The organism is Saccharothrix texasensis, assembly GCF_003752005.1.
GTDB lineage: Bacteria > Actinomycetota > Actinomycetes > Mycobacteriales > Pseudonocardiaceae > Actinosynnema > Actinosynnema texasense.
The window spans coordinates 9030128-9048929 of the sequence record NZ_RJKM01000001.1 but is presented as its reverse complement, the minus strand read 5'-3'; the positions used below and the strand labels follow the sequence as shown (position 1 = coordinate 9048929).

Annotated in this window: 16 protein-coding genes and 1 pseudogene; 9 read left to right on the top strand and 8 right to left on the bottom strand. The window is 73.7% G+C overall.

The window, feature by feature from the left end; genetic code table 11:
• Window positions 1-18 precede the first annotated feature (18 nt).
• The 5 genes from EDD40_RS40315 (at window position 19) to EDD40_RS40295 (ending at window position 4235) form a co-directional block, all read left to right on the top strand.
• Window positions 19-696 (top strand): arsenate reductase/protein-tyrosine-phosphatase family protein, encoded by a 678-nt coding sequence (locus tag EDD40_RS40315; protein ID WP_123747538.1) that lies wholly within the window; start codon window positions 19-21, stop codon window positions 694-696.
• Window positions 697-709: 13 nt separating this feature from the next.
• Window positions 710-1423: an aquaporin gene (locus EDD40_RS40310; protein WP_123747537.1), complete on the top strand. Its 714-nt coding sequence runs from the start codon at window positions 710-712 to the stop codon at window positions 1421-1423.
• Complete coding sequence (locus EDD40_RS40305) at window positions 1420-1833, top strand: arsenate-mycothiol transferase ArsC (RefSeq protein WP_123747536.1); 414 nt, start codon at window positions 1420-1422, stop codon at window positions 1831-1833. Before EDD40_RS40310 ends, EDD40_RS40305 begins: the two co-directional genes overlap by 4 nt.
• Window positions 1834-1917: 84 nt before the next feature.
• Window positions 1918-2640 (top strand): spermidine synthase family protein, encoded by a 723-nt coding sequence (locus tag EDD40_RS40300; RefSeq protein WP_123747535.1) that lies wholly within the window; start codon window positions 1918-1920, stop codon window positions 2638-2640.
• Window positions 2641-2684: 44 nt separating this feature from the next.
• Window positions 2685-4235, top strand: a complete 1551-nt coding sequence (locus EDD40_RS40295; RefSeq protein ID WP_342777811.1) for a serine/threonine-protein kinase — start codon at window positions 2685-2687, stop codon at window positions 4233-4235.
• A 13-nt stretch (window positions 4236-4248) separates the two neighbouring features.
• On the opposite strand, the gene EDD40_RS40290 is transcribed toward EDD40_RS40295, so the two are convergent.
• From EDD40_RS40290 to EDD40_RS40280, 3 genes are all read right to left on the bottom strand, one after another.
• Window positions 4249-4581 (bottom strand): ATP-binding protein, encoded by a 333-nt coding sequence (locus EDD40_RS40290; RefSeq protein ID WP_148089069.1) that lies wholly within the window; start codon window positions 4579-4581, stop codon window positions 4249-4251.
• A gap of 158 nt (window positions 4582-4739) precedes the next feature.
• Entirely contained in the window at window positions 4740-5102 is a 363-nt protein-coding gene (locus tag EDD40_RS40285; protein ID WP_170185385.1) for an anti-sigma factor antagonist, read from the bottom strand.
• A 217-nt stretch (window positions 5103-5319) separates the two neighbouring features.
• Window positions 5320-7029: a sigma-70 family RNA polymerase sigma factor gene (locus EDD40_RS40280; protein ID WP_170185384.1), complete on the bottom strand. Its 1710-nt coding sequence runs from the start codon at window positions 7027-7029 to the stop codon at window positions 5320-5322.
• Between the two features lie 229 nt (window positions 7030-7258).
• Here EDD40_RS40280 and EDD40_RS40275 point away from each other — a divergent pair, with 229 nt between their 5' ends.
• Both EDD40_RS40275 and EDD40_RS40270 read left to right on the top strand, forming a co-directional pair.
• Window positions 7259-8296, top strand: a complete 1038-nt coding sequence (locus EDD40_RS40275) for a LacI family DNA-binding transcriptional regulator (protein WP_123747530.1) — start codon at window positions 7259-7261, stop codon at window positions 8294-8296.
• 273 nt (window positions 8297-8569) lie between these two features.
• Window positions 8570-10042, top strand: a complete 1473-nt coding sequence (locus EDD40_RS40270; RefSeq protein ID WP_123747529.1) for a glycoside hydrolase family 62 protein — start codon at window positions 8570-8572, stop codon at window positions 10040-10042.
• Between the two features lie 298 nt (window positions 10043-10340).
• Here the strand turns inward: EDD40_RS40270 and EDD40_RS40265 are convergent, their stop codons facing one another.
• On the bottom strand, window positions 10341-11498 hold the full coding sequence (locus tag EDD40_RS40265) for a trans-sulfuration enzyme family protein (protein WP_123747528.1): 1158 nt from the start codon (window positions 11496-11498) through the stop codon (window positions 10341-10343).
• Window positions 11499-11561: 63 nt separating this feature from the next.
• On the opposite strand from EDD40_RS40265, the gene EDD40_RS40260 reads away from it, so the two are divergent.
• Window positions 11562-12959 (top strand): aminotransferase-like domain-containing protein, encoded by a 1398-nt coding sequence (locus EDD40_RS40260; RefSeq protein WP_123747527.1) that lies wholly within the window; start codon window positions 11562-11564, stop codon window positions 12957-12959.
• A 93-nt stretch (window positions 12960-13052) separates the two neighbouring features.
• Here the strand turns inward: EDD40_RS40260 and EDD40_RS40255 are convergent, their stop codons facing one another.
• The 4 genes and pseudogenes from EDD40_RS40255 to EDD40_RS40240 form a co-directional block, all read right to left on the bottom strand.
• Window positions 13053-13295 (bottom strand): heavy-metal-associated domain-containing protein, encoded by a 243-nt coding sequence (locus tag EDD40_RS40255; protein ID WP_123747526.1) that lies wholly within the window; start codon window positions 13293-13295, stop codon window positions 13053-13055.
• 114 nt (window positions 13296-13409) lie between these two features.
• A pseudogene (locus tag EDD40_RS40250) lies at window positions 13410-13595 on the bottom strand (response regulator); the annotation flags it as partial.
• Window positions 13596-13777: 182 nt separating this feature from the next.
• The gene (locus EDD40_RS40245; RefSeq protein WP_246038250.1) at window positions 13778-15031 is read right to left on the bottom strand and encodes an SGNH/GDSL hydrolase family protein; all 1254 of its coding nucleotides are present in this window, start codon (window positions 15029-15031) and stop codon (window positions 13778-13780) included.
• A 12-nt stretch (window positions 15032-15043) separates the two neighbouring features.
• A complete protein-coding gene (locus EDD40_RS40240) occupies window positions 15044-15697 on the bottom strand; it encodes a polysaccharide deacetylase family protein (protein ID WP_246038248.1) in 654 nt (217 codons plus the stop codon).
• Between the two features lie 263 nt (window positions 15698-15960).
• On the opposite strand from EDD40_RS40240, the gene EDD40_RS40235 reads away from it, so the two are divergent.
• Window positions 15961-18795 carry an RICIN domain-containing protein gene (locus EDD40_RS40235; RefSeq protein ID WP_123747523.1) on the top strand — a complete coding sequence of 945 codons (2835 nt, stop codon included), beginning with the start codon at window positions 15961-15963 and terminating at the stop codon, window positions 18793-18795.
• The last annotated feature ends 7 nt before the right edge of the window (window positions 18796-18802 follow it).

The window sequence follows — 18802 nt, the reverse complement described above, 5'->3', positions numbered from 1 at the left end:
TCAAGCATCATTGAGTCAATGAGTACTGACTGGCCTTCGGGAACGGTGGCGCGCGCACGCGTGCACGCGGCCCTGGGCGAGCCCGCCCGGCTCGCCCTGGTCGACCTGCTCGTGCTCGGCGACGCCTCGCCCGGCGAGGTCGGTCGCAGGCTCGGGCTGCCCAGCAACCTCCTCGCCCACCACGTGAAGCTGCTCGAGCAGGCGGGCGTCGTGGAGCGGTCCCGGTCGGAGGGCGACCACCGGCGCACCTACCTGCGCCTGCGCACCGCCGCGCTCGCCGACCTCGTGCCCAGCGTCCTGCGGCGGGCGCCGCGGGTGGTGTTCGTGTGCAGCCACAACTCCGCGCGCTCGCAACTGGCCGCCGCGCTGTGGAAGCGGCGCAGCCCGGTGCCGGCGGCGAGCGCGGGCACCCGCCCCGCCGAGCGCGTGCACCCGCTGGCCGTCGCCGCGGCCCGCGCGCACGGGCTGCCGCTGGCCCGTGCCCGCACCCACCACCTGGACGACGTGCTGCGCGACGACGACCTCCTGGTCGCGGTGTGCGACAACGCCCACGAAGAGCTCACCGACCACGACGACCGGCTGCACTGGTCCGTGCCCGACCCGGCCGCCGTCGGCACGCCGGCCGCGTTCGACGCCGCCTACCGCGACCTCGCCGACCGCGTCGACCGCCTCGCGCCCGCCGTCCGCCCCGCCTGAAGAGGGACCACCCATGCCCCGCCCGCTCCCTCACCGGCTGCTGGCCGAGTACCTCGGCAGCCTGCTGCTCGCCGCCCTGGTGATCGGCTCCGGCATCGCCGCCCAACGCCTCTCCCCCGGCGACGTCGGCCTGCAACTGCTGGAGAACGCCGCCGCCACCGCCGTCGGCCTCTACGCGATCATCCTGGTCTTCGGCCCGGTCAGCGGCGGCCACTTCAACCCCGTCGTGTCCGTGGTCGACGCCGTGTTCCGCGGCCTGCCGTGGCGCGACGTGCCGTCGTACGCGCTGGCGCAGGTGCTCGGCTGCGTCAGCGGCGCGGTGCTGGCCAACGTCATGTTCGACGCCGCGCCGGTCGGCATCAGCACGACCGAGCGCGCCACCGCCGCGCACGGGGTGTCGGAGGTCGTGGCCACCACCGGCCTGCTGCTGGTGATCTTCTCGCTCGTCCGGTCGGGCCGGGCCGCCCTCGCGCCGGCCGCCGTGGGCGCCTACGTCGGCGCGGCGTACTTCTTCACCAGCTCCACCAGCTTCGCCAACCCCGCCCTCACCGCGGGCCGCGTGTTCAGCGACACCTTCGCCGGGATCGCGCCCTCCTCCGTGCCGGTCTTCGTGCTGGCGCAGGTCGTCGCCATCGCGGTCGCCGTGCCGCTGCTGCGCGCGCTCCACCCCCTCCAGCCCACCACCGAGGCGCCCGCCGCGCCCGTCACCGAAGGACAGGTCCGTTGAGCCGCGAGCAACCCGAAGTCCTGTTCGTCTGCGTCCACAACGCCGGTCGCTCCCAGATGGCCGCCGCGCTCCTGCGGCACTACGCGCTGGGCCGCGTCACCGTCCGCTCCGCCGGCTCCGCCCCCGCCGACCGGGTCAACCCGGCCGCCGCCGCCGCGCTGGCCGAGCTGGGCCTGGACATCACCGCCGAGGTGCCGGCCAAGCTCACCACCGGGGACGTCGAGGCCTCGGACGTCGTCATCACCATGGGCTGCGGCGACTCCTGCCCCGTCTTCCCCGGCAAGCGCTACCTCGACTGGGAGCTCGACGACCCGGCGGGCCGGGGCCTGGACGCGGTGCGCCCCATCCGCGACGACATCGACCGCCGGGTCCGAGGACTGCTCGCCGAGCTCCTCGACGCGCCGGCCTAGCCGTCGAGGAGCGGCCCGGCCCCGCCGTCACCCCGGTCGGGGGCCTGCTGCGACGATGGGCGGCCGACCCGGAGGTGGAACCCGATGAGCGCGCGTTTCCAGGAGCTCGACTGGCGTCAGACCCCGCTGGGCGAACTCGTCCTGCGCCGCCGCTGGGACCCGGTGTTCGACCGCGAGGTGCACGAGATCAAGCTCAACGACGAGTTCCTGATGTCGAGCCTGTTCACCGTGTCGGAGGTGGAGCTGGCGCGCCTGGCGCTCGCCGACCTGCCCGCGCCGCTGGACGTCGTCGTGGGCGGGCTGGGCCTCGGCTACACCGCCCGAACCGTGCTGGAGAACCCGGCCGTGCGGTCGCTGGTCGTCGTCGACGCGCTCGGCGAGGTCATCGACTGGCACCGGCGCGGGCTGCTGCCCGGCGGGCAGGAACTGGCCTCCGACCCGCGCTGCCGGCTCGTCCACGACGACTTCTTCGCGCTGGCGCGCTCCGACGGCGGCCTCGACCCGACCGACCCCGACCGCCTGTTCCACGCGATCGTCGTCGACATCGACCACTCGCCCCGGCACCTGCTGCACCCCGGCAACGCCGACTTCTACGAGCCCGACGGCCTGCGCCGGCTGGCCGCGCGCCTGCACCCCGGCGGCGTGTTCGCCCTGTGGTCCAACGACCCGCCGGACGAGGACTACACCGCGGCGCTGGCCGACCGGTTCGCCGACGTGGGCGCGGAGGTCGTCCGGTTCCCCAACCCGCTGCAACAACGCGAGGCGACCGCCACCGTGTACCTGGCGAAGACGGCGGGCGGTCGCTGACGCGACCTCTGGCCGGACCGGCCGGGGGACGTAAGGTTGTCCGGTTGGCGTGGGAAAAGCGGGGTTCGCCGGTGATGGACGTGGGGCGCTTGGTGGCCGGGCGGTACCGGCTGCGCGGGCGGGTGGGCGCGGGCGCGATGGGCGTGGTGTGGCAGGCGTTGGACGAGCGCCTGGACCGCGTGGTGGCGCTCAAGCAGCTCGTGGTGCCCGAGGGCGCCGACCCGGTGGCGGCGGTGGGCCGGGCGGCGCGGGAAGCGCGGATCGCCGCCCGGTTGCAGCACCCGAACGCGGTGACGGTGCACGACGTCGTGCAGGACGAGGGCAAGCCGGTGCTCGTCATGGAGTACCTGCCCGCGCGGACCCTCGCCGAGCTGATCGCGCGCGGACCGCTGCCCGCCGAGCGGGTGGCGACCATCGGGGCGCAGGTCGCCGGCGCGCTGGCGGCGGCGCACGCGGCCGGCATCGTGCACCGGGACGTCAAGCCGGGCAACGTCCTGCTGACCGACGACGGCACCGCGAAGATCACGGACTTCGGCATCGCCCGCGCGGTCGGGGACGTCACCGTCACCAGGACCGGGCTGCTCGCCGGCACGCCCGCGTTCCTCTCGCCGGAGGTCGCGCGCGGCGGCGAGCCGGTGCACGCGTCCGACGTGTTCGCGCTCGGCGGCACCTTGTACGCGGCGGTGGAGGGCCGTCCGCCGTTCGGCGACGGTGACAACGCGATCGCCCTGCTGCACGCCGTCGCCGCGGGCCGCTTCCCGCCGCCGACGCGAGCCGGACCGCTGACCGACGTGTTGGCGGAGTTGCTGCGCACCGATCCGGCCGCCCGGCCGACGATGGCGCAGGCCGCCGACCGGCTGCGCGCGCTGACCGCGACGCGGCCCGCCGCGACCCGGCTGGACCTGAACCCGGCCGACCTGGCGCCGCGGCCCCCCGATCGGAGTCCGGCGGCACCGCCGACCGCCCCGGCCCCGGCGTGGTCGGCAGACCCGCAGCGGGCGCACCCGACCGCCCTGGCGCCCCGGCCGGCGCGCACCGGGCGGGTGGGGCTCGTCGCGGTGGCAGCGGCGGCCGTGGTCGGACTCGTCGTGCTGGCCCTGGTGCTGACGAACGGGAACCGGTCCGCCGACGACACCGCCGGCGCGAGCGCGCCTGCGCCGTCCGCCACCACGGCCGCGTCGGCGCCCGGCGACGACCCCGGCCCCGCCCGCCTGGAACAGGCCGTCGCGGAGTACTACGCGTTGCTGCCGAAGAACACCGCCCAGGCCTGGGACCGGCTCGGGCCCGGCCTGCGCGCGCAAGGCCGCCCGCAGTACGAGAAGTCCTGGCGGGAGGTCAAAGCCCTCACCGTCAGCTCACCGCCCGCGACCGCCGGGGCCGACACCGTCACCGTCGGCATCGACCTCACCGGTCCCGGGGGCGGGAAGACGCGCGAATCGCACCGACTGCGGCTCGTGGTCCAAGGCGGAACGCCGCTGATCGACGCGGACGAAGTCCTGTCGTCGCAACGCATCGACGACGCGGACGACGACCACGAGGACAAGAAGAAGGACGACGACCGGAAACGCGGTGGCGGCAAGAGCGGCGAAGGCTGACAACAGCCCCCGGTCACGTGACGACTTCGCCCCACACCGTCTTGAAGCTCCTGTGCGGGTCCACACCCCACCGCGAAGCCAACCGGTTCACCAGCAGCAGACCGCGGTCGCGCAGTCCCCGACCGCCCGGCTTGCCCAGCACGGGCAGCAGTTCGGGGCTGGCGTCGTAGACCTCCACCCGCAGGACGTGCCCGCCGGACCGGTGGCTCAACCGCAACCGCCGCGGGGCTGTGGCGTGCTCGAACGCGTTGGTGAGCAACGCGTCGGCGATCAGCAGCAGGTCGAGCAGCGTCCGCTTGTCCAGTTCCGGGACGTTCTCGGTGATCCACCTCCGCGCGCGGCGCACCGGTGGAACGGTGTCCTCCAGATCGAAGTCGACGTGGTCACAGGACCCTTCGACGACGTTCACAACACGAGCCTTCCAATACTAGGAACTCCCCTTGGTGGCTCAGGGCGTAGCCGCCGGGTTCCCCGGGGCCGCGCCCGCAAACGGTGAGCGCGACCTCATCGCGGGTCCGCGCCGACCGGGATCAGGTGGTCGACCAGCCCGGAGGTCGCGTCGATCAGCTTGACGACCCGCGTGACCTCGGGTGACGCCACCAGCGTCAAATCCATGCCGTGGTCGCGGCACAGGTCCGCCGCGTGCAGCAGCACCGCCAGGCCCGCGACGCCCATGAACGTCACCCCGCCCAGGTCGAGCCGGATGCCGTCCGGCCCCAACCCGTCGCGCACGAGGTAGTCCTGGATCCGGTCCGCCGCCACGATGTCCACCTCGCCGGACACCGTGATCACCGTGGTGCCTTCGCCGGTGCGGCACTCGCAGGAGAAACCCGCGCGCGGACCGCGACTGCCGGATGTGGGGGTCACCGAATCGCCTCCCCTGTCGCTCGTGTGCAACCCAGCGTGGTGGGAACGATTCAGACCAGTGCGGGTCGCGGTGCGGGAGGGAGGTGCGGGAGGCCTGTTCGGACGCGGTCCCGGGATGGTTCGACGGTGTTCATAGGTCCACCCTCCAGCTGCCCTGTTCCCTCAAGGCACGAGTCAGGCGGTAGTACCCGGTGGGTCGACGGGCCAAACCCGGCGGCTACTTCGGCGTGACCACGACGGACGCCTCGACGGGAACCGGCTCACCGGCGCCCGCGGCGACCGTGCCGCTGATCGTGCCGCCGACGGACTTCGGGCCCGCGAGCAACCGCAGCACGAACACCACCGAGTCACCGGCCGGCAGCTCGCCCTCGGCCGTGCAGGTGACGGTGCCCTTTCCCGCCGGACAACCGACCGCCATCCGGGCCGCGCCCTCCAGCCGCAGGAGCGGTTCGCCCAGCAGGTTCCGGCCCGAACCCACCACCTGGAGGCCCTCCGGCAACGAGAGCACCAGCGTGGTGGGGGCCAGGGGCGTCGGACCGGTGTTGTGGATGACGACGGGGAAGTCGACGGGCGGTCCGCCGGTGGTCATGGTGAAACCGGCCGGCACCTCGGGAACCAGCGGCTGCCCGGGCGCGGGACCCGCGGTCGTGGTGACGACGGCCGTGTCGGGTGCGGACGCCTCGTCGGAAGGCTGGTCGGACGGTTCGGCCGTGCTGGCCGGCGCGCCGGACTCCGTCGCGGGCACGGACGTCCCCGCGATGACCGCGGACGTCCCCCGGTCGGCCGTCGCCGCAGGTGGCGGCGCCTGCACCGCGGGCACCGCCACCTGGTGCCCGGCGTTGAGGCCCAGCGCCACGGCCGCGGCCATCGCGGTCGCCGAGGCCGCCATGCCGAGCCACTGCGCCGTCGTGACCGAGTTGGCCGCCGCCCCGGCGCCTGCGCCCGCCCCCACACCTGCGCCTGCGCCTGCGCCTGCGCCTGCCACCACCGTGCCCGCCTTCGCCGTGGCGGCGGTCGTGGCCAGGTAGCCCGAGACACTGGAGCCGAGCACCAGCGGCGCGACGACGGCGCGCAGCGTGCCGTTGACGTCGGCCAGTTCGGCGGCCATCGCGGGGCACGTCGGGCACTCGTCCAGGTGAGCCTCCACCTGGGCGGTCTCCCGCTTGGTGAGGCCGCCCCTGGTCCACGCGGCCAGCTTCGCGACGGTGGCGCGGCAGCGGTCCGTGGGGCTGTGCGCGAGGTGCGCCTGGAGGTAGGCGGTCTTGAGCCCTTCCCGCGCCCGGTAGGCCAACGCCGAGGCGCCGTTCGCGGTGAGCCCCAGCAGCTTCGCCAGCTCGGCGGCCGACTGGCCCTCGATCTCGGTCTGCCACAGCACCGTCTGCCACCGCTCGGGCAGGCTGGCGAACGCCCTGGTGGCCAGCGCCCGCTCCAGCGTCGCCACGGCCGGGTCGTGGAACGGCACCGTGGTGACCTTCTCCACGCCCGTCACGGCTTCCACGTCGTCGGCCAGCTTGAGCTTCTTGTCCCGCCGCGTCTTGTCGTAGGCGGTGTGGCGCAACGCGGTCAGCAGGTAGGCGCGGAACGCGGAGTCCGGTCCCCCGCCCGCGCGCAGCGTGTCGAGCACCTTGGCGAACGCGTCCGACACCAGGTCGTCGGCCTCCGCGCTCGACCGGGCCAGGTGCCGGGCCAGGTTGCGGGCGGCGCGCACGTGCCGTTCGAACAGCTGCCCGTACGCCTGGATCTCCCCGCCGCGCACGGCGTCGATCAGCTCCGCGTCCGACGGCGACCGGGACGATCGCGGCACGCCCGACGAACCGTGCGTCGAGCTCGCGTCGGCGTTGAGCGCGTGGTCCAGGTCGTCGCGCAGGGCGGCCAGGTCCGCTCGCGCCCACCGTTCCAGATCGCGCTCGTCGGGATGCCCGATCACCGGACGTCTACCTCCCAGCACGGTAGGTGAGCGATTCGGATCGGACCATATCCAACGCGCGGGCGTGGGATTCACCCCGCCGGCTCCGCCACCACCCGGCTCGCGCCCGCCACGCATAGGGATCGCCGTATCGACCGTGACGACACTTCGGCACTCCGAACCGCCGGCGCCCGTGGGCGTCCCACGATTCATCGACGGCCCGTGCCGACGGGCTACGTACACTTCGGCCGTGACGGGGAGCACCGCGGACGGTCAGCGGCGCGGCCGGCGGCGCGGTGAGCTGACGGTCGGGACGATCGCCCGGCTCGCCGGGGTGTCCAAGCCGACCGTGTCGAAGGTGCTCAACGGCCGGGCGGGCGTGGCGTCGGAGACGCGGCAACGGGTCGAGGCCCTGCTGCGCGAGCACGGCTACCGGCGCCCGGACGCCATCGCGCCCGCCGCCGTCCTCGAAGTGGTGTTCTACGGGCTCGAACGCCACATGGCGGTCGAGATCATGCGCGGCGTCGAACCGGTGGCGCGGGAGCGCGAGCTGGCCGTCGCGTTCACCGAGGTGGTCGAGCCGACGTCGCCCGGCCGGTCCTGGGCCGAGAAGTTGCTGTCCAGGCACCCGATCGGGGTGATCGCGGTGTACTCGGCGTTCACCCCGGAGCAGCACGCGCTGCTGGCCGCGAGCGCGATCCCGCTGGTGGCGCTCGACCCGTCCGGCGAACCGCTGCACGCCGTCCCGTCGGTCGGCGCGACGAACTGGAGCGGCGGCATCACGGCCGCGCGGCACCTGCTCGACCTGGGCCACCGGCGGATCGGCGTGATCGGCGGGCCGACCCGTTCGCTGGGCGCCCGTGCCCGCCTGGAGGGCTGCCGCGCCGCGCTGGACGCGGCGGGCACGGCGCTGGACGACCGGCTCGTGCGCACCGGGGAGTTCACCTTCGAGCAGGGCCTCGCCCTGGGGCGGGAGCTGCTGACCCGGCCGGACCGGCCGACCGCCGTGCTGTGCGGCAACGACCTCCAGGCGCTCGGCGTCTACACCGCGGCGTGGCGGCTCGGCCTGCGCATCCCCGAGGACCTGAGCGTGATCGGCTTCGACGACATCGAGGCCACGCGCTGGTGCTGCCCGCCGATGACGACCGTGCGGCAGCCGTTGGCCGAGATGGGCGCGACGGCCGCCCGGATGCTGCTCACCCTCGCCGCGGGCGGACCACTCGCCCAGCCGCGGGTCGAGCTGGCCACCACGCTCGTCGTGCGCGAGAGCACCGCGCCGCCCGCCTGAGCCCGAAGCGCGTCACGCACGCTCGTCGCAGAGCCGTGCGTCCCTCCGGCCCTTGTCTTCCGAACTGTTTCGCTCGATACTCCTAAATGTTTCAGCGCCGGCACGCGAGCAGGCCCGGGGGAACTCCCGGCGCCCACCCGGCACACCTCGCCCCGGAGGACTGACCCCTCCGCCCGAATCCGCGCCCCCGCGACCCGAAGTCGTGGTCCGGTGTGCCGCGGTCTCGATTGTTAGCGCTAACAAGACACTGACCTCACTGGAGAGGAGTCCGGGATGCGGCATCCCGCACGACTTCGCACCCACCTGTCCGCCCTCGCCCTCGCCGGGTTGACCCTGGCCGGCACGACCGTCGCGCTGTCCGCGCAAGCCGCCGAGGCGGCGGGCTGCTCGGTCGAGTACTCGGTGACCTCGCAGTGGTCCGGCGGGTTCGGCGCGAACGTCTCCGTCACCAACCTCGGCGACCCCGTCGCCGGGTGGACGCTCACCTGGTCCTACCCCGCCGGCCAGAGCGTCACCCAAGCCTGGAACGCCACCGTGACGCAGAGCGGCGCCCAGGTCAGCGCCCGGAACGTCAGCTACAACGGCGGCATCGCCACCGGCGCGAGCGTCGCCTTCGGGTTCAACGGCTCGTGGAACGGCAGCAACCCCGCGCCGACCTCGTTCTCCTTGAACGGCACGGCGTGCACCGGGAACGTCGGCCCCACCACGACCACCACCAGCAGTAGCAGCACGACCACCAGCACCACCACGACGACCACGACCACCACGACGACGGGGCCCGCGGGCAGCCTGCCGTCGAGCTTCCGCTGGTCGTCCACCGGCGCGATCATCGGCCCGAAGCCGGACTCGACGCACGCCAACGTGGCCGTCAAGGACCCGAGCGTGGTCTACCACAACGGCAAGTGGCACGTGTTCGCCTCGACCTACACCACCGGCTACAACCTGATGTACACCAGCTTCGCCGACTGGTCGCAGGCGTCCTCCGCGCCGCACACCTACCTCGACCGCACCGCGATCGGCACCGGGTACAAGGCCGCGCCGCACGTGTTCTTCTTCGCGCCGCAGAACCTCTGGTACCTCGTCTACCAGACCGGCGACAACGCGTCCTACTCCACCACGACCGACATCGCCGACCCGCAGTCGTGGAGCGCGCCCAAGAAGTTCTACGCCAACGGGATGCCGCAGATCATCCGCGACAACATCGGCAACGGCTACTGGGTCGACTTCTGGGTCATCTGCGACACCGCCAAGTGCTACCTGTTCTCCTCCGACGACAACGGCCACCTGTACCGGTCGGAGACCACGGTCGCGAACTACCCCAACGGGTTCACCAACACCGTGATCGCCCTCCAGGACTCCGACCGGAACCGGCTGTTCGAGGCGTCCAACGTCTACAAGGTCGCGGGCAAGGACCAGTACCTGCTGGTGCACGAGGCCATCGGCTCGGACGGCAGGCGCTACTTCCGCACCTGGACCGCGCCGTCCATCACCGGGCCGTGGACCGGGCTGGCCGACACGGAGTCCAACCCGTTCGCGCGCGCCAACAACGTCACCTTCCCGAACGGCGCCTGGACCCGCGACATCAGCCACGGGGAGATGCTCCGCTCCGGCGTCGACCAGCTCATGGAGATCAGCCCGTGCCGCCTGCGCTTCCTCTACCAGGGCATGGATCCCAACTCCGGCGGTGACTACAACCGGCTGCCCTGGCGGCTCGGTCTGCTGACCCAGACCAACTCGGCCTGCTGAGCCCGCGCCGGGCGCGGCATAACGCAACGGTCAAGCCTCGATGAGCGGCCCCGGAAAGCACCGGACGCTCGCGGTGGCCGCGGCCGACCGGGCGTCGCCGGAGGGCGGCTGTCCACTGTCGACTCCGTCGAAGGGGCCACGCTGTCGGTGCTCACCGGCGGGCCCGGGACGCTCCGCACGAGGCGCACCGGTGGACGTCGACCCGGTGCTTCACACGGCCCACGAGCCGGGAGGGCCCGGCTCGTGGGCCGTGTGGCGGGACGCGGGCGCCTGCCGACGGGTGGCCGGCGCCGCCCCGTCAGCGGTCCAGGGCCTGGGCGATGTCCTGCCACAGGTCGTCGGCGTCCTCGATGCCCACCGACAGCCGGATCGTGCCGCCGGTGATGCCGCTCGCGGCGAGCTGCTCCTCGGCCAGCTGCCGGTGGGAAGTGCTGGCGGGGTGCAGCACCAGCGTCTCCGTGCCGCCCAGGGACGGCGCGAGCCGGACCAGCTCGACGCCGGTGACGAACTTCCGGCCCGCCTCGACGTCCGCCACGTCGAACGAGAACGTGCTCCCGAAGCCGTCGAGGAACCTGGCCGCCACCGCGTGGCTGGGGTGCGCGTCGAGGCCGGGCCAGTGCACCACGCGCACCGCCGGGTGCCGGGCCAGGCGGCGGGCCAGCACCCCGGCGTTCTCCTCGTGCTTGCGCACCCGCAGCGCCAGGGTCCGCAGGCCGCGGATCGTGAGCCAGGCCGCGAACGGGTCCGGGGTGACGCCCAGCTCGACCGAGTGCTTCCAGGTCGAGCGGTACCGGGCGTCGTCGGCGAACACCGCGATGCCGCCGGTCACGTCGCTGTGCCCGCCGAGGTACTTGGTGGTCGAGTGGACGACCACGTCCGCGCCGTGCTCGATCGGCCGGCACAGCAGCGGCGACGCGAACGTGTTGTCCACGACCACCAGGACGTCGTCCGGCACGGCGGCCCCGAGCGCGGGCAGGTCGCTGACGTGGCCGGTGGGGTTGGCGATGGTCTCCAGGTAGAGCACCTTCGTCTCGGGCCTCAGCGCCGCCCGCACCTCGTCCGGGTCGTGGCCGCCCACGTAGGTGACCGCGACGCCCCAGCGCTCCGCGAGGTCGCGCAGCAGGGCGAGCGTGCCGCCGTAGAGCGCGCCCTGGGCGATCAGGTGGTCGCCCGACTCGAGGTTCGCGAGCAGCACCGCGTTGATCGCGCCCATGCCCGACGAGGTGGCCAACGCGGCCGTGCCGCCTTCGAGCGACGCCACCGCGTCCTCCAGCGCCCGGACGGTCGGGTTGCCGAACCTGGTGTAGACGAACGCGCCGTCCGGCCGGGTCATCCCGTCGGCGAGGGCGTCCAGGTCGTCGAACGCGAAGCTGGAGGTCTGGTAGAGCGGCACGGACAGGGGCGTGCTGGTCAAGGCGGGGACGGCGGTGCGGGCCACGCGGGTGTCGGCTTGCATGACCCGAGCATCGGTCATGAAGCGGTGTGGGTTGAGAGCCAATTCGCCTAGATTGGTCTCATCATGAAGCCAATTCCGGTCGACGACCTGGCGGGCAGGCTCGGGCGCTGGTCCGCCGGCCGGGGCTCGCTGTACCTCCTGCTGGCGGCGCGCCTGCGCGAGCTGATCGACGAGGGCCTGCTGCCGCCGGGGACGGTGCTGCCGCCGGACCGGTCGCTGGCCTCGGGGCTCGCGGTCGGCCGGACGACCGTGATCGCCGCGTACGACCTCCTCCGGCAGGAGGGCCGGTTGGCCCGGCGGCGCGGCAGCGGCACGTGGGTGTCGTCGGGCGGGCGCGCGGCGGCCCGCGAGGAGACCGCGAACCCGATGTTCGTGAACCTGCTGGAACCGCCCGACGGCGTGCTCCAGTTCGCCTGCGCCGGGCCGATGGCGCCGCCCGGCCGGCTGGTCGAGGCCCACCGGCGGGCGGCGGACCGGTTGGCGGGCGAGGACCTGGGCTACCACCCGTCCGGGCACCCGGCGTTGCGCGCGGCGCTCGCCGCCCGGTACCGGGACCTCGGCGTGCCGACGACCGCGGGCCAGGTCCTGGTGACGACGGGGGCGCAGCAGGCGTTGGCGCTGCTGACGCGCGCGCTCGTGCGGCCGGGTGACGAGGTGCTGGTGCAGGCGCCGACGTACCCCGGCGCGCTGGACCTGTTCCGGGAGGTCGGCGCGGTGGTCCGCGCGGACGACGACCTCGCGGGCGCGCTGGGCCGCCGCACGCCGGCGCTGGTGTACGCGATGCCCGCGTTCCGCAACCCCACCGGCTCGTCCCTGAGCCCGTTGGAGCGGGCGCGCCTGACCCGGTCGGCCGGCGACGTGCCGCTGGTGTTCGACGAGGTGCTGGCCGACCTGGACCTGAGCGGGGCGCCGGCGGCGCCGCCCGATCCCGGCGCGATCACGGTGGGGTCGTTGAGCAAGGTGGTGTGGGGCGGGTTGCGGGTCGGCTGGGTGCGGGCCGACGCGGCGCTCGTCGCCCGGCTGGCCCGCTTCAAAGCCGTGCACGACCTGGGCAGCGCCGTGCTGGACCAGTTGGCGGCGGTGGAGCTGCTGGCGGACTTCGCCGCCGTGCGGTCCGAGCGCGTCACGGCGTTGCGGCGGCAGCACGAGCACCTGTGCGCGCGGGTGCGGGAGGAGCTGCCGCAGTGGGAGTTCACCCCCGCCGAGGGCGGTCAGACGCTGTGGGTGCGGCTGCCCGACGCGGACGCCGCCTCCTACGCCCAGGTGGCGTTGCGGCACGGGGTGGCCGTGCTGCCCGGCGGCTCGCTCGACCCGACGGGCCGCAGCGCCGACCGGCTGCGGCTGCCGTTCACCGCCGAACCGCCGGTGATCAGCGCCGCCGTCACCGCGTTGGCCGCCGCTTGGCGCGCCTTCGGCGTCGACCACCCCCACCGACCACTTGTGCCGTCGATGTCGGTGTAGCGCCGCGCCCCCGCGAGTCGGGGCGCCCGCCTCGGCGACCCGCCACCGGGGAATGGTCGGCGCCGCCGTGGCCGCGGCGGCGCCGACCTGGCATCACGCGCGCTCGAGCACGTAGCCCGCGTTCTTGACGGCCGTGGTCACGGCCTCGACGTCGGTCGTGCCCACGACGCGCAGCGTGGCGGCGTCGAGGTCGAGCTTGACCCGCGTGACACCGGGCACCCGGCGGGCCGCGTTGGTCACGCTGGCGGCGCACCCCTCGCAGCTCATGCCCTTGACCACGAACTCGAGCCCCGCCTGCCGCGCCTCGTCGGAGAGCGCCCCGTTTCCCTCGGACATGCGGTTCATCCTCCGAATCCATACCCACCAGGGGTATGACGTGAGCCTACCTCCGCCCGCCCCGGCCGGACCTCTCGCAAATTGCCCATTCCCGACGACCCGTCATAACCACCCGGCGTCGCGGGCGCGCAGCAGGGTGCCCGGCTTGCCGTGCCCGGTCAGCACCAGCACCCGGCACTCCGGCAACCGCTCGGGCAGCCGCCCGGCCGCGGTGAGCCCGTCCACCCCGGGCAGGTCGGTCAGCGCCACCAGCGCGTGGCGGATGAGGTGCATGTCCTCGGCGATCAACGCCTTGATCACAACGTCTGCCCCGGGCACTCGCCACGACGCGCCCGGTGGTCACTGCGCCGCCCACCTGGAGCCCGGGTTGAGGGCCGACGACGTCCGGGCTTCTTCCGCGCCCTTCGCTGACGGTCCGGCTGCCGTGCGGCCGGCGTCGCGGGTGCGGGGCCGCCCGGTGTCGTGGGCGGCCCCGCACCGCGTCACCGGAACAGGCGCAGTGGCACGGCCTCCGCCATCGCGGCCATGCCGGCGTCGTTCGGGTGCAGGTGGTCGCCGCTGTCGTAGGCGGGCAGCAGGCGATCGGGGAGGTGCGGGTCGCGGACGGCGCGGTCGAAGTCGATCACGCCGTCGTACTCCCCGCCGGTGCGGATCCAGTGGTTGACGGTCTGGCGCGCGGCCTCGTTCTCGGGGCTGAAGAAGCCGAAGGTGTCGCCCCGGAACGGCGTGATGGTGCCGCCGTGGATGCGCAGGCCCTGGTCGTGGGCGCGGGCGATCAGCTGCCGGTGCGCGCCGATGATGTCCTGCGCCGTCACCTTCTCCGTCAGCGGCGCGCTCGTGCCGGGGTGGCCGAGGTCGTTGACGCCGAGCAGCACGACGACGTGCCCGACACCGGGCTGGGCCAGCACGTCCCGGTCGAAGCGGCGCAGGGCGGCCTGCCCGAAGTACGCCGCGTAACCCTCCGCCGGGTGGCCGGCGGGCGGGTTGGGGTCGTGCAGCAGCCGGTTGCCGCTGATGCCCTCGTTGACCACGCCCAGGTGCCGCAGGCTCCGCTCGTCCTGGAAGCGGCGGGCGAGGACGTCGGGCCAGCGCCGGTTCGCGCCGCGCGTGGTCTCCGCGCCGTCGGTGATGGAGTCGCCGAACGCCACCACCGTCGAACCGCGCTTGCCGCCCGTGACGCTGACTCCGGTGAGGAAGTGCCACTTGCCGAGCACGGCGGTCGGGGTGATCTCCGCGCGACCGGTGACGTTGCCCGCCGCGACGTACCCGTCCTGGAACGGGAACGCGTGCACGGTGTTCCCGAGCGTGCGCTGCGGCAGGTGGATGCTGATCACGAGGTCGGAGTCGGCGTCGACGGGCAGCGCCACCGGGTCGCTGAGCAGCGGCGTGCCGGGCGGCAGGGTCGCGGACGGGCGTCCGCCGAAGCTCAGCCGCCGGTCGCTGCCGGGCTGGACCGCCGAGCCCGTGCCCGCCCGCCGGGCGACGTGCGCCTCCCCGATCACCAGCGGCTGCGAGCCGAACTCGTTGGACAGCCGCACGCGGACCGTGCCGCCGCCGACGCTGAGGCGCACGACCTGGCGCAGCGTCTGGTCCTCGAACGCCGTGGTGTCCGAGGCGGGGACGGTGGTGGGCGAGGTGGCCCACGCGCCGACCCAGGTCGGTCGCGGCGACGCGGAGGCCGCGGTCGGCAGCAGGAGCAGCAGGGCGGTCATCGCCGCCGTCGTGGCACGCTTCACGGTTCGCACTCCTCAGCGACGGGCGGGACGGTCGAAGCGCCAGCCGTCGGCGCGCAGTTCGGGGATGAGCCGGGCCACCGCGTCCACGGTCTGGCCGCGCTCGTTCGGGCCGTCGTGCATCAGGACGACCGCGCCGTCGGTGAGGCCTTCCTTCACCCGGCGCACCAGCTCGTCGACGCCCGGCGGCTCCCAGTCGCCGATGGCGAGCTTCCAGCCGAGCGGGGTCATGCCGAGCTTGGCCGCGACCTGCGGGCTCTGCCCCCAGCTGCCGTAGGGGGCGCGGAAGTAGCGGATCGGCACGCCGGGCGCGGCGCGGTGGATCGCCGCGCTGGTCTGCCTCAGGTCGGCCTCGATCCGCTCGGGCGTCCACTGGCCCATGTCGTCGTGGTGCATGCTGTGGTTGCAGAGGGTGTGCCCGCCCGCGACGATCTTGCGCACCAGCTGCGGGTTGGCCTCGACGTAGTCGCCCCAGAGGCAGAACACGGCCTTGACGTGGTGGCGGCGCAGCACTTCGAGCAGGCGTGGCGTGTCGGCCGGGTTGGGCCCGTCGTCGAAGGTGAACGCGACCGTGCGGCCACCGTGCCGGGTGGAGTCGACGATCACCGGTCCGTCCGCGCTCGCCGGCGCCGAGCTCAGGCCGAGCACCAGGCCAGTGGTCAACAGCACCGTTCTCCACCGCATCGCGAAACCCCTTCCGTCGGGCGAGCGCTGCCACTATCCGGTCGCGATCAACCCACCTACCAGACGTTGCGCGGAAGTTTCGAGTCTCAACTGGCCGTCACCGCGACGGCTGATCCCCACGCCGCCGCGAGTTCGGGGGTCCGTGCCCGACGCGCTCGACCTCCCGTGACGCGCATGGCGTATTCACATCGTTGGTACAACGTTGCAAAACTGTCCGGAGCCGAAGTCGACGACGACCGGGAGCCGACATGTCGATCCGACGTCGCACGTTCCTCACCGCGGGCGCCGCCGCGGCCCTCACCTCGGGCACCGGCACCGCCCCCGGCGCGGCACCGCCCCCGGCCACCGCGCAGGCCGGCCCGTTCTACCCGGCGCATCGCGCGCCGTTGCGGCCGGCCGCCTTCCTCCGGTTGCCGCCCGGCGCGGTGCGGGCGCGCGGCTGGTTGGCCACCCAGCTGGACAAGCAGCTCGACGGCCTGAACGGGCGCCTCCAGGAGGTCTCGCACTTCCTGCGCTTCGACGCCACCGGGTGGGTCCGCCCCGAGCTGGGCGGCTGGGAGGAGGTGCCGTACTGGCTGCGCGGCTACGGCGACCTCGGTTACGTCACCGGGGACGCCCGCGTGCTGGGCGACACGCAGCGGTGGGTCGAGGCGGTGCTCGCGACCCAGGCGGCGGACGGGTTCTTCGGCCCCTCGGCGTTGCGCGGCTCGCTCAACGGCCACGCCGACCTGTGGCCGCACATGCCGATGCTGCACGCCCTGCGGTCGTGGGCGGAGTTCCACGACGACACCAGGGTCGACCGGGCGCTGACCCGGTTCTTCGCCTTCACCGCGCGCCAACCCGACGCGGTGTTCGCCGACGGCTGGGGCGCCACCCGCTGGGGCGACACCATCGACGTGGTCCTGTGGCTCTACAACCGCACCGGCGACACCGCGCTGCTCGACCTGACCCGCCGCATCCACCGGTTCTCCGCGAGCTGGACCGGCGACCTGCCGACCCTGCACAACGTGAACATCGCGCAGGGGTTCCGCGAACCCGCGCAGTTCTCCGTGCTCTCCGGTGACGACGCCGACCGCGCGGCGGCCTACCGCAACTACGACACCGTGATGAGCCGGTACGGGCAGTTCCCGGGCGGCGGGTTCGCGGGCGACGAGAACGCCCGGCCCGGCTACGGCGATCCCCGGCAGGGCTTCGAGACGTGCGGCGTGGTCGAGTACATGGGCAGCCACGAGCTGCTCACCCGGTTGACCGGCGACGCCGTCTGGGCCGACCGCACCGAGGACCTGGCGTTCAACCTCCTGCCCGCCTCGCTCGACCCGGCCGGACGGGTGGCGCACTACGTCACGCCCGCCAACGCCGTGCGGCTGGACGACGTGCCCAAGCGCCGCCGCCAGTTCCAGAACGGCTTCGCGATGCTGGCCTACCAGCCGGGTGTCGACCAGTACCGCTGCTGCCCGCACAACTACGGCCAGGGCTGGCCCTACTTCGTCGAGGAGATGTGGCTGGCGACCGCCGACGGCGGTGTGGTGGCCGCCCTGTACGGCCCTTCCGCGGTCACGGTGAAGGTCGGCGACGGCACCGCGGTCACCATCACCGAGGACACCGCGTACCCGTTCGGCGACACCATCCGGTTCCGGGTCGCGACACCCCGGCCGCTGTCGTTCCCGTTCGCGGTCCGGGTGCCCGGGTGGTGCGCGGACCCCGTGCTGACCGTCAACGGCGCGGCGGTGGCCGTCCAGGGCGGTCCCCGGTACGCCACCGTCACCCGGACCTGGTCCGACGGCGACACCCTCGTGCTGCGGCTGCCGATGGCGCCGCGCACGCGGACGTGGCCCGACAACCACGGCGCGGTCTCGGTCGAGTACGGCGCGCTGGCGTTCTCACTGCGCGTGGAGGAGCGTTGGACGCGCTACGGCGGCACGGAGGCGTGGCCCGCGTACGAGGTCGCGGCGGGTTCGCCGTGGAACGTGGGCCTGGTGCCCGGCCGGCCGATGTCCGTGACGACCGGCGGCGACGTCGACGACCCGTTCACCCTCGGCACCGCGCCGATCAGGATCACCGCGAAGGCGCAGGACATCCCGGATTGGACCGCGGACAGCGAGGACGTCGTCGCCACGATGAGCGACAGCCCGGTCGCGACCGGGGCGCCGGTCCGCGACGTCACGCTGATCCCGGCCGGCGCCGCGCGGCTCCGGATCACGTCGTTCCCGCTGACCGGTGGGTCACGCGGCTGGGGCACGCCCGGTGTGGTGCTGCGCGTGCAGAACAAGAACAGCGGCAAGGTGCTCGCCGTGGACGGCGCGTCGACCGCGAACTCGGCCAGGGTCGTCCAGTTCGCCGATGTCGGGACCGCCGACCACGCGTGGCGGCTGGTGGACCAGGGCAACGGCCGGGTGAAGGTGCGCAACGAGAACTCGGGCAGGGTGCTCGGCGTCGACGGCATGTCCACCGCGAACTCCGCGCAGGTCGTGCAGTTCGACGACAACGGCACCCGCGACCACCTGTGGGACCTGGTGGACAACGGCGACGGCTGGTTCCGGCTGCGCAACGCCCACTCCGGCAGGGTGCTCGGCGTCGACCTGATGTCCACGGCCGACTCGGCGCGCGTGGTGCAGTACGACGACAACGGCACCGCCGACCACCTCTGGCGGGTCGTGCCCGACGGGCCGGTGAAGATCCAGAACCTGAACTCGACGAAGGTCCTCGCCGTGGCCGGCATGTCGACGGCGGACTCCGCGCGCGTCGTCCAGTTCGGCGACACGGGCACCGCCGACCACCGCTGGCAGTTCGTGCCCGACACCGACGGGTGCTTCCGCATCCGCAACGCCCACTCCGGCAAGGTGCTCGGGGTGGACCGGATGTCGACCGCCGACTCGGCGATCGTCGTGCAGTTCGCGGACAACGGCACCGCGGACCACCGGTGGCGGTTGCGGGCGGGCACGGACGGCCTGTGGCGGGTGCAGAACGCGAACTCGGGCAAGGTGCTCGGGGTCGACGGCATGTCGCACGCCGATTCGGCCCAGGTGGTCCAGTTCGGCGACACCGGCACCCCCGACCACCTGTGGCGGTTGCTGCCGGGGTGACCGCGTC